The sequence below is a fragment of the Mesorhizobium sp. M7A.F.Ca.US.007.01.2.1 genome (assembly GCF_003998165.1).
Taxonomy (GTDB): Bacteria; Pseudomonadota; Alphaproteobacteria; order Rhizobiales; family Rhizobiaceae; genus Mesorhizobium; species Mesorhizobium ciceri.
The window spans coordinates 1-11269 of record NZ_RZQP01000210.1; the positions used below are offsets into that span (position 1 = coordinate 1).

Genomic DNA, 11269 nt, shown 5'->3' on the forward strand with positions numbered 1-11269 from the left:
GTGGGAGCCCGAATTGCCGGCTGGCTCGCTCAGGTCAATTATGGACGAGTTCGAGGCGGCAAACCCCGGAATCAAGGTGACGCTGGTCAGCGGCCCCTACGCCACCACGCGAGACCAGATCTCGGTTGGTGCTGCAACCGGAACGCTCAGCGACGTCGTCGGTCTCGACGGCGCCTGGGTGAACAATCTGAATGCGCAGGGCGCACTCGCCGACATGAATCCGATGATGGATGCGAGCGGTTTCGACAAGAGCCAGGTCGCGGATATCATCAAGGTGGACGGCAAGGCCGTGATGTTTCCCGTGGCTTCGTTCGTCTATCCGGTCTTCGTGAATTTGGACCTCGCCGCCAAGGCGGGCGTGACCAAGCTGCCGTCGACCCGTGCGGAGTTTCTCGAAGCCGCCAAGAAGATGACGCACGCCGACCAGAACCAGTATGGCTGGGTGCTGCCCCTGTCGCTGCAAACGCCATCCGGCGTCCAGAACGACATGATGTCGTGGGTTTGGGCTTCGGGCCAGTCGATGATGGCGAGCGGCAAGCCGGACCTTGAGGGCAAACCGGTGGTGGATATGCTCACTTTCGTCAAATCACTCAATGACGCCGGCACCATCTCGCCCGGCATCGCCACCAAGACCGAGCAGGAAAAGGTCGAGGAGTTCGTCAACAACCGCGTCGGGATGATGATCGACTCGCTCGCGCATGTGAACCTCATCCGCGAGCGCAATCCCGAGCTGAACTTCGACCTCATTCCGGTCCCTGTCGTGGAAAACTATACCGGCAAGCGCGGCCTTCCCTATGCCTCCTGGGGCATCGGCATCTCTGCGGCTTCGAAACATCAGGAAGAGGCCTGGAAACTCGTCCAGTATCTGATGAGTGAAAAGGTCAACGCCAAGCTCGTGTCGCTTGCAAACGCCTTCCCGGGCAACGTCAACGCCAAGCCCGATTTCGTGACCTCGGACAAGGCTTTCGGCAAGGCTTTTGAAATCTTCAAGACCGGTCATCTCGCCAATGAGTTCACGGGCCTGCCGGTGGCTGAAGACCTGATGACCCAGTTCGACGTGCAAGCCCAGAAGATGCTCGCCGGCGAGCAGTCTCCGGAACAAGCAGCCGCCGCCGCTCAGAAGGGCTGGATGGCGAAATTCTGATCGGCCTGTTCCCGTTTGCTGTCTTCGACCGGGTGACCTGACTTCGGGCAGGCCACCCGGCAACAACGGATCGGCATTCTGAGTGGACTTGTTTTTGAAAGCTTACCTTCCCTTGAAGGCGTATCCCAAGGTTGGCACATGACCCGGCAAAAGCGCTCCCACCACAAGCTCAAACGAGCGGTCGCACCCTACCTCTATCTGTCGCCCTCGCTGCTCATAATCGGGCTCCTGATGCTGCTGCCGATGGTGACGGTGATTGCCTACTCGTTCCAGAACAGCGCGGTGCTGCGTCGTGACCCATCCTTTGCCGGACTGAAGCACTACCAGGCGATCTTCGACGACCCCGTGTTCTGGGCTTCGCTGTGGCACACGCTCTACTTCACATGCATGAGTGTCATTTTCCACATGACCATCGGCATGGTCTTCGCGCTCATGCTGAACAGCGACCGCATCAATCCGACGCTGCGCAATATTCTGCGCGTGCTCTACATACTGCCCTGGCTGTTCACCGCGGTGATTATCGCCGTGATCTGGCGCCTCCTGCTTGAGCCGAACGGTGTCGTGAACAGTATTCTCATGCAAATCGGCATCATCGGTTCCAAGGTCGAATGGTTTTCCTCGCCTGAGACCGCGCTGCATGCAGTCACTTTTGCCAATATCTGGGCGGGCTACCCGCTCTTCATGGTCAGTTTGCTCGCGGGTTTGCAGGGCATTCCCAAGGATTTCTACGAGGCCGCCGATATCGACGGGGCGAAAGCCTACCAGAAGCTGATCTTCATCACCATTCCGCAGCTGATGCCGATCATCATCAGCATCTCGCTGCTCGACTTCATCTGGACCATGCAGGTCTTCCCGCTAATCTGGATAACGACGGGCGGTGGCCCGATCTACTCGACCGAGGTCCTCAGCACCTACACGTACAAGCTGGCATTTTCGAGCTACAACCTGTCGCAGGCTTCGGCCAGCGCCGTGGTCATCCTGCTGATCTCTCTCGGCCTGACGCTGTTCTATATTCGCTATCAAAAGGCTCGGTAATCACCATGAGGAAAAGGCATACGCCGAAAGACAGGCTGATCACCGTGGCGCTCCATGTAGCGCTTGCAGCGGGGCTCTTTTTCGCGGCATTCCCGATCTACTGGATGCTGAGCAGCTCGTTCAAATCGAATACCGAAATCTTTGCCCTGCCGCCAACCATCCTGCCAAAGGCGTTCACGCTGGAAGCGTATGCAGCTATTCTTGGCGACCCGGTAAAGCTGCGCTTCTTCTTCAACAGCTATTTCGTGGCGGGAGCGGTGACCGTGCTGACGGTGCTGATCGCCTTGCTGGCGGCCTACGGGTTCAGCCGCTTCAACTTCCGCGGCAAGGGCAGCCTGAACACACTCATCATCAGCACGCAGACGATTCCGCCGATCACACTTTTGATCCCCTTCTTCGGGCTTGTCGTCTCATACGGTATCTTCGACACCTACGTCGCACTGATCCTGACCTACCTGGTGTTTACGCTGCCCTACGCGATCCTGCTGATGACGGGATATCTGAACACCTTGCCCCGCGATCTCGATGAAGCCGTGGCTGTCGACGGCGGCAGCAGCTGGACCGCGCTTTGGCGGGTGATTGTCCCGATTTCACTGCCTGGTATCGTGGCGACGTCGGTCTACACCTTCCTGTTGTGCTGGAACGAATTTCTCTTTGCGCTGACGCTGACGAAATCGACGTCCATGCGAACCGTCCCGATCGGCATCCAGCTGTTGATGGGGCAGCACGCCTTCGAATGGAACCAGATGATGGCGATGAGCGTGCTCGGCTCGCTACCGCTCTTGCTCATCTACCTCGTTGCCCAGAGGTACTTCCTCGCCGGCATGACCGCGGGCTCGGTCAAGTAGGATGTTCATCCCACGGCGACGCAGGGTGGCATCAATCAATAAGCGGTATCAAGGATTGAAAGGATGAACGTGAAAGACCTCAAAGTCGGCTGCCAGACCTTCACCTGGGAAATGCTGGGAGACCGGTTCACCGGCGGCCCCGACGATCTGCTGAGGGCGATCTCTGACGGTGGCTATGCGGGCATCGAGATCACCGACACCATGATCGGACATTATGGCAACAAGCCGGAGGAGTTCGCCGCCGCGCTGAAGGCGTGGGGGCTGACGCTGGTTTCCTTCGCCTTTGGCTCGGACAGTGGCTTTACGTCGAAGGAGGAGATCGGCGACGATCTCGAGACCGCCAAACGCTGGATCGGCTTCGCGGCTGCGTTCCCGGGCGCGCTGGTCTCGATGGGCTCGGCGACGGTGGTGTCCGACGGGCCGCGCGACGAGAAGTTCGCCATCGCGGCCGAGGTCTACAACCAGGCCGGCGAGCTTGGCCGCAGGGCCGGTGTTCAGGTCGCGGTGCATCCAAGCTCGCACCACAACACGCTGCTGTTCGACCGCTCCGATTACGATGCGATCTTTGCCTTGCTCGACCCCGACCTGGTCGGCTGGGTGCCGGATACCGGCCATATACTGCGCGGCCACAAGGACATGTCCGATACGCTGCGCACCTACCGCGACCGCATCCGCTACATCCACCTCAAGGACGTCGATGCCAACGGCAGCTGGGCCATGCTCGGCAAGGGCGTCTGCGACACGCCTGTTGTCATCGAGATCGCCAACACCGCACCGCGCTTCAACGGCTGGCTGGTGCTGGAGGAAGAATCCGAAACGGCCGCCGCCGATCCCGCCGGCGCGGTCAAGACCAACCGCCAAACAATGCGCAGCTTGGGCGCCTGAAGAACGATACGATGATCAAGAAACAAGACAGACGCCTCAGGGTCGGTGTGCTCGGCTGCGGTCCCATCGCGCAGTTCGCGCATCTGCAATCCTGCGTGAAGGCTGGGAATGCCGACCTCTACGCCATCTGCGACGCGGCACCCGATCTGCTCGCCCGCATGGGCGCCACCTACGAGCCGCAAAAGATGTATGCCGACTACGACGCCATGCTCGCCGATCCCGAACTGGAAGCGGTGATCGTCGCCACGTCGGACGCCTATCACGTGCCGATGTCGATCAAGGCGCTCGATGCGGGAAAGCATGTCCTGTGCGAAAAGCCGATCGGCACCTCGGTGGAGGAAGGCGAGGCACTGGCGCAGGCGGTCAGGCGCTCGGGCAAGGTCCTGCAGGTCGGTCACATGAAGCGCTTCGACCCGGCGCTGGAGGCCGCGCGCGACTTCGTGCGCGACGAGATCGGCGAGGTGCTGGCGCTTAAGGCCTGGTACTGCGATTCCACCCATCGCTACACCAACACCGATGCCATTCAGCCGCTGCCGGTCACCAGCAAGCTGGCGAAGAAGCCGACCGGCAATCCCAAGGCTGATCTCAGGCAATATTTCATGCTGGCGCACGGCTCGCATCTCGTCGACACGGCGCGTTTCCTGTGCGGCGATATCGTTGCCGTGCGCGCCCGCCTCAATGAGAAATTCGGCGCCTATTGCTGGTTCGTCGAGACCGAGTTCGCCAGCGGCGCGCTCGGCCATCTCGACCTGACCGTTGCCGTGCGCATGGACTGGCACGAAGGTTTTCAGCTCTATGGCGAGAACGGCTCCGTCATCGCGAAAACCTTCAACCCCTGGTACTTCCGCGCCAGCGAGGTCGAGATATTTCACGAGAAGACCGCCACCGCCCACAAGCCGCTCGGCGCCGACGGCCACTTCTTCCGCCGCCAACTGGAAGGCCTAGCGGATACAGTCCTGAACGGCACGCCGATGCGCGGCGCCAATGTCGAGGACGGCATCGCCTCGATCCGCGCCATGGTCGCCATCGCGCGTTCGGTCGAGACAGGTGAACGGGTCGAACTCGCCTCGGTTTCGGGAGCGGTCTGATGCGTCTCGGCATTTTCGCCAAGACTTTTCCGGGCACTGAGCCGGCTGCCGTGCTGACGGCGGTGCGCCAGGCTGGCTATGAGACGACACAGTTCAATCTCGCCTGCGCCGGCCTGCCGTCGATGCCGGATGTCGTGCCGGCGGAAGCAGTCACTTCCATCCGCGCCGCAGCACAATCGACCGGGGTTGCACTCGCTGCACTGTCGGGCACCTACAACATGGCGCATCCCGACAAGGCCGTCCGCGACGGTGGCCTCAGGCGTCTCGCGGCCGTCATCAATGCTGCTGCTGCCCTCGACATTCCGCTGGTGACGCTCTGCACCGGCTCGCGCAATGCCGCCGATCAATGGGCGTATCATCCCGACAATAGCACGCCGGCCGCCTGGTCCGACATGGCCGCCGAGATGGAGAAAGCGCTGGCGCTTGCCGAAGACGCCGGCGTCGATCTCGGCATCGAGCCCGAGCAGGCCAACATCGTCACCTCGGCCAGGGACGCGACCAGGCTGATCGCCGAAATGGGATCGAAGCATCTGAAGATCGTACTCGATCCGGCGAACCTGTTCGAGCACGCGACGCCACACGAAGCGCGCGCCATCGTCGCCGCCGCGATCGACGAGGCTGCCGGCCATATCGCCATGGCGCACGCCAAGGATCGCTCTGGTGACGGCCGCTTTGCCACCGCTGGACAAGGCATCGTCGATTTTCCGCATTTTGTTTCACGGCTGAAGGCAGCGGGCTTCGACGGATCGCTCGTCACCCACGGGCTGTCCGCCGATGAAGCCCCCGGCGTCGCAGCCTTTCTGCGGGGACTCCTCTGATGGGCGCCGCGCCGGCGATCCTGCTTCGCGACGATGCATCGCTTCGTGTCTTCGACACGGGGCAGGGCAGGCCTCCCGTCGTCTTCCAGCATGGCCTCGGCGGTGATGCGGCACAAGTGGCGCAGAACTTTCCCGATGGCCCTTCATACCGCCGGCTGACCGTCGAATGCCGAGCGCAGGGCGGGTCCGACGCCGGCAGCAATCGCCCGTTTTCGATCGCGATGTTCGCCGACGACGTGCTGGCCGCCGCAGATGCGGTCGGCCTCGACCGTTTCGTCGCCGGCGGCATCTCGATGGGCGCGGCCATCGCCTTGCGGCTTGCGGCCCGGCACCCGGATAGGGTCACAGGTCTCGTGCTTGTTCGCCCTGCCTGGGCTTTCGACGCGGCACCGCAAAACATGCGCCCTTACGTGGAAGTGGCGGAGCTCATCCTCAGCCGTCCGCTGGATGACGCGCGCGATGCCTTCGCGGCCTCCGCGACTGCCACATGGTTTCGCACCGAAGCGCCGGACAATCTCGCGTCCTTGCTTGGCTTTTTTGCGCGCGAGAACGCGAATGTTTTCGCCGAGGTGATGCGAGCAATCGCAAACGATGGGGCCGGCGTGACGCGGGCAGCGGCCGCCGGCCTCGCGCTCCCGACACTCGTCATTGGCAGCGGCATCGATCTCGTCCATCCGCTGGCCACCGCGCGCAGCCTTGCAGACACCATCCCCAATGCCGCCTTTGTCGAGGTGACGCCGAAGGCCACCGACAAGGAGCGTCATTTCGCCGAAATCCGCGCCGCCATCGGCAGCTTTCTCAACACAAATTTTGACAAGCAGGACCAATCATGATCTCGAAATCTCTCTCCGGCCCGGCCGCCATCGCCGAACTGCCACGCGATCGCATGATCGCCGAATTCTCGCTCTGGTCTGCCAATCTTGCCAATTTCGAGAACGACTTGAAGCGCATCGAACCCTATGTCGATCTTCATCATATCGATGTGGCGGACGGTCATTTCGCCCCGTCCTTCCTGTTCTTCCCCGACCTCGTCGCCCGCATCGCAGGGCTGACGGCCAAGCCCATCCATGTCCACCTGATGGTCGATGAAGCAATCGTCGAGGCGCAGACGCGCCAGTTCATCGAAGCCGGCGCCGACATGATCAGCGTCCATGCCGAGAATGGCGAAGCGGGATTGCGCGCCGTGCGGCTGGCGCGGGAGCTCGGCGCCGAGGCGGGCGTCGTGCTCAGGCTGGAGACGCCTGTGGAAGCGGTGACGGCCTTCGTCCCGGAAGTCGCCTTCGTAACGCTTCTTGGAACCGCAATCGGCGTCAAGGGACAGAGCCTGTCGGACAAGGCCTGCGACAGGCTGGGCGCTACCCGCGCCATCCTGAGAAAGGCCGGCCGCGAGGCGCACGTGGTTCTGGCGGCCGACGGCGGCATCCGCCACGAGACCGTGCCGCTGCTGCGTGCCGCCGGGGCCGAAACCGTGGTTCTCGGTTCGCTCGCCTTCGGTGACAAGGACCTCGCCGGCCGCATCGGCTGGCTGCACGGCTTGAAGGTCGCGGCATGACAACGGAAGCCGCCCTTGCGATCGATCTTGGCGGGACGGAGCTTCGCGCCGCCTTGGTCGACCGCGAAGGCAAGATCCTGGCATTCGCGGCGGTGCCGACGCAGGCGCAGGCCGGTCCAGACGTGGTGATCGGCCAGATCGAGGCGCTGGCGGCGACCGTCCATGCCGAAGCCCCGGCACTGTCGGTCGTCGGCGTCGGTGTCGGTGCGCCGGGACCGCTTGATCCGCTGGCCGGCATCGCCGTCGGCCCGCCGACACTCACCGGCTGGCTGGATGTACCGCTTGCCGACATCCTCGAGCGGCGGCTCGGCCTGCCGGTCCGTCTGGAGAACGACGCCAATGCCGCGGCGCTCGGCGAATGGCGCTTCGGCGCCGGCCATGGCGCTCGCTCGCTGGTCTTTGTCACGGTGTCGACCGGCATCGGCGGCGGTGTCGTCGTCGATGGGCGCATCCTGCATGGCCGCCGTGGCCTTGCCGCCGAGATCGGTCACATGACCATCACCAATGAGGGCGAGCGTTGCGTGTGCGGCGTCATCGGCTGCTTCGAGGCCATCGCTTCGGGAACCGCGCTCGGCCGCCGCGCCACCGCCGCCACGGCGGCCGGCGACGGCTCTGCCTTGCGGCGCCTGTCAGCGGATGCGGAGGTGACCGGCCGCCACGTCGTCGAGGCGGCACGGCTGCGCGACGATCTTGCCTCGGCCTTGCTGGACGAGGAAGCCCGCTGGCTGGGCGTCGGCTTCACCAACCTGTTACATCTCTATTCGCCCGATGTGCTGGTCGTCGGCGGCGGCATCGCCAATGGGCTCGACCTGATGGCGCCGACCATCGAGGCAACCATCAGGCAGCGGGCCATGCGCGCCTATCGCGACGTACCGGTCGTTCCAGCACAGCTCGGCCGCCATGCTGGGCTCGTCGGCGCCGCCAGCCTTGTGCTGTTCGACGACGAGGGCACTTTGGCAGCCCGCATGCCTATCGGCCCAAGCACATATCCGGACACACCACTGAGCAAGATCGGCACCGTCTGACGTGCGACTGCATGACAAAGGCCGGAGGCAGCATGCCTCCGGCCTTTTACGCATAAGCCACGCGTGGTTACTCGGCGGGGACGACATCCGCCGGCAGGCTGTCATCAGCCGTGCCCGCCAGCGCCCTCGCCAGCTTGGCCTCGTCGAGTTCGCCTTCCCAGCGCGCCACCACCAGCGTGGCGACGGCATTGCCAACGAAGTTGGTCAGCGCCCGGCATTCCGACATGAAGCGGTCGACGCCGAGGATCAGCGCCATACCGGCGACCGGCACCGCCGGAACCACCGACAGCGTGGCGGCAAGGGTGATGAAGCCCGCTCCGGTGATGCCGGCGGCACCCTTGGACGAGAGCATGGCCACCAGCAGCAGCAGGATCTGGTCACCCATCGACAGGTGGATGTTGGTCGCCTGCGCGATGAACAGCGCCGCCAGCGTCATGTAGATGTTGGTGCCGTCGAGGTTGAAGGAATAGCCGGTCGGTATGACCAGGCCGACCACCGAGCGCTTGGCGCCGGCCTTCTCCATCTTTTCCATCAGCGAGGGCAGGGCGGCCTCCGACGAGGAGGTGCCCAGCACCAAAAGCAGCTCTTCCTTGATGTAGCGGATCAGCGACAGGATGGAGAATCCGTTGTAGCGGCAGACCGCACCCAGCACGATGAACACGAACAGGAACGACGTCACGTAGAAGGTGCCGACCAGCATGGCGAGATTGATGACCGCGCCGATGCCGTATTTGCCGATGGTGAAGGCCATGGCGCCGAAGGCACCGATGGGGGCGGCCTTCATCAGCACGCTGACCAGCTTGAAGATCGGCGTCGTCAGTGCCTGCAGGAAGTTGAGCACGGGCATGCCCTTCTCGCCGACCAGCGCCAGCGCGATGCCGAACAGCACCGAGAAGAACAGCACCTGCAGGATGTCGCCGTCGGCGAAGGCGCCGACGATGGTCGACGGGATGATGTTCATCAGGAACCCGGTGACCGACTGATCGTGCGCCTTGGCGGCATAGGTGTTGACGGTCGAGGCGTCGAGCGTCGCCGGGTCGATGTTGAAGCCGGCGCCCGGCTGCACGACATTGGCGACGACAAGGCCGATGATCAGCGCCAACGTCGAAAAGGTGAGGAAATAGAGCATCGCCTTGCCGGCAACACGCCCGACCTTCTGCAGGTCGCTCATGCCGGCAATGCCCGTTGTCACGGTCAGGAAGATGACCGGGGCGATGATCATCTTGACCAGCTTGATGAAGGCGTCGCCGAGCGGCTTCATGCTCTCGCCGACCGACGGATAGAAATGGCCGAGCAGGATGCCGACGGTGATCGCGACGAGCACCTGCACGTAGAGTTGGGCATAGAAAGGCTTGCGCTGCGCGGCAAGCGCGCCTGATTGGTCTGCGATGTGCATCGAACTCTCCCTGGCCGGATGGGCGAAAACGGATCGCCTGCGTGACTTCTCCCATCGCGGCGCTCCGGTCGCACGCCGCTGAAAACAGTTTTGCAAGCGTCGTGCCAGATCGGGGAAAGGCCGGAATCGCGGATTTCCGCCTTTGTCAAAGGTCGCGCGGACAATACTTGTGCGGATTTCCGCACAAGTGGCGTTTGCCTGGGCGGATTTTCGCATTACACTGACCGGAAAGCCGCGAAGAAAAGGGAGAGAGCAGACGCCGCAGGCAGACACCGATAGCGAATCCCAAGGGTTTACCGGCCGTGAGTTGCTGCGCGAGGCGGTGGCCCGGCTGCGCGATGGCCGCTGGCTTGCCGTGGTCGTCGCCCTTGCCGTCCTGGCTGGCGCGATCGCCATCGCCGGGCGCATCGCCTCCGGCCAGGCGGCCGACAATCTGCGCGACACAGCACTTGCCGCTCTGCCGCTGGCGGCGGGAACGCTGACCGGCGAAATCGAAAAGCAGCGCCTGGTTCCCTTGGTGCTGGCCCGCGACGATGCTGTGCGGGGCGCGCTGCGCCGGGCCGGGAAGATGCAAGAAGCGGCCCTCAACGACAAGCTCAAGGCGATTGCCGGCGATGCCTCGGCCTCCGCCATCTATGTCATCGATACGGCAGGCATCGCCATATCAGCCAGCAATGCCGGCGAACCGACCAGCTTTGTCGGCATCGACTATAATTTCCGGCACTATTTTCAGGAGGCGATGGCGAAAGGTGCTGCCAGCCAATATGGCCTCGGCACGATCAGCGGACGGCCGGGACTCTACCTTTCGAGCCGCGTCGACGATAACGGCAAGCCGCTTGGCGTTGCGGTGTTGAAGGTCGAGCTCGACGGCGTCGAGGCAAATTGGCGTTCCAGCGGTTTCCTTGTCTTTGTCACCGATGAACGAGGCGTCGTGCTGGCCACCAGCCAGCCCGACTGGCGGTTTCGTGCGCTGGCACCACTGTCGGCCGAGGACGTGGCCGCCGCCCATGAGCAACTGCAATTGGCCGATGCTGCCTTCGAGCCGCTGCCGTTCAGACGCGGCGCCGGCGATGGCCTGGCGACGATCGACAACGCCGGAAAACCACGCCAGTTCGTCGAGGTGGTGCAGGATTTGCCCGGTGCAGTCCCAGGCTGGCGTCTGTGGCTGCTGACGCCCGCCGACGCTGCTCTCTCCTCGGCCGCCAATACGGCGCGCCTGACCACGCTCCTGGGCTTGCTGCTTCTAGGCTTGATTGCCTACGTGCTGACCCGGCGCCGGCGAACGCGCAGGCTGCGGCAGGAAGCGCTGGCGCGCATGAATGCCGAGCTCGAAAGCCGGGTCAGCACGCGAACGGCCGAGCTGACGCGCTCCAACACCGCACTTGCCGGCGAAATCACCGAGCGCGAGAATGCCGAAGCCAAGGTCCGCCGACTGCGCGACGATCTCGCCCAGGCCAACCGGCTTTCCATCCTCCGCC

The 11269-nt window shown here is 63.5% G+C and carries 11 protein-coding genes; 10 read left to right on the forward strand and 1 reads right to left on the reverse strand.

The window, feature by feature from the left end:
* From EN949_RS27575 to EN949_RS27615, 9 genes are all read left to right on the forward strand, one after another.
* A partial coding sequence (locus tag EN949_RS27575; RefSeq protein WP_164782558.1) for a sugar ABC transporter substrate-binding protein occupies nt 1-1144 on the forward strand: 1144 nt, incomplete at its 5' end.
* A 138-nt stretch (nt 1145-1282) separates the two neighbouring features.
* Nucleotides 1283-2179 carry a sugar ABC transporter permease gene (locus tag EN949_RS27580; protein WP_023764771.1) on the forward strand — a complete coding sequence of 299 codons (897 nt, stop codon included), beginning with the start codon at nt 1283-1285 and terminating at the stop codon, nt 2177-2179.
* Nucleotides 2180-2184: 5 nt separating this feature from the next.
* Nucleotides 2185-3027 (forward strand): carbohydrate ABC transporter permease, encoded by an 843-nt coding sequence (locus EN949_RS27585; RefSeq protein ID WP_095198875.1) that lies wholly within the window; start codon nt 2185-2187, stop codon nt 3025-3027.
* Between the two features lie 63 nt (nt 3028-3090).
* Nucleotides 3091-3912: a sugar phosphate isomerase/epimerase gene (locus EN949_RS27590; RefSeq protein WP_127365879.1), complete on the forward strand. Its 822-nt coding sequence runs from the start codon at nt 3091-3093 to the stop codon at nt 3910-3912.
* Nucleotides 3913-3923: 11 nt separating this feature from the next.
* The gene (locus EN949_RS27595) at nt 3924-5000 is read left to right on the forward strand and encodes a Gfo/Idh/MocA family oxidoreductase (RefSeq protein WP_013532944.1); all 1077 of its coding nucleotides are present in this window, start codon (nt 3924-3926) and stop codon (nt 4998-5000) included.
* Entirely contained in the window at nt 5000-5818 is an 819-nt protein-coding gene (locus EN949_RS27600; RefSeq protein WP_127365880.1) for a sugar phosphate isomerase/epimerase, read from the forward strand. Before EN949_RS27595 ends, EN949_RS27600 begins: the two co-directional genes overlap by 1 nt.
* Nucleotides 5818-6651, forward strand: coding sequence for an alpha/beta hydrolase (locus EN949_RS27605; protein ID WP_127371292.1), 834 nt, complete (start codon nt 5818-5820; stop codon nt 6649-6651). The genes EN949_RS27600 and EN949_RS27605 overlap by 1 nt, the downstream gene beginning before the upstream one ends.
* The gene (locus tag EN949_RS27610; RefSeq protein ID WP_127367811.1) at nt 6648-7370 is read left to right on the forward strand and encodes a ribulose-phosphate 3-epimerase; all 723 of its coding nucleotides are present in this window, start codon (nt 6648-6650) and stop codon (nt 7368-7370) included. Before EN949_RS27605 ends, EN949_RS27610 begins: the two co-directional genes overlap by 4 nt.
* Entirely contained in the window at nt 7367-8395 is a 1029-nt protein-coding gene (locus EN949_RS27615; RefSeq protein ID WP_127371837.1) for an ROK family protein, read from the forward strand. Before EN949_RS27610 ends, EN949_RS27615 begins: the two co-directional genes overlap by 4 nt.
* Nucleotides 8396-8462: 67 nt before the next feature.
* On the opposite strand, the gene EN949_RS27620 is transcribed toward EN949_RS27615, so the two are convergent.
* Nucleotides 8463-9791: a dicarboxylate/amino acid:cation symporter gene (locus EN949_RS27620; protein WP_127366941.1), complete on the reverse strand. Its 1329-nt coding sequence runs from the start codon at nt 9789-9791 to the stop codon at nt 8463-8465.
* Between the two features lie 169 nt (nt 9792-9960).
* Here EN949_RS27620 and EN949_RS27625 point away from each other — a divergent pair.
* On the forward strand, nt 9961-11269 hold a 1309-nt coding region (locus tag EN949_RS27625), incomplete at its 3' end, for a cache domain-containing protein (protein ID WP_164782559.1).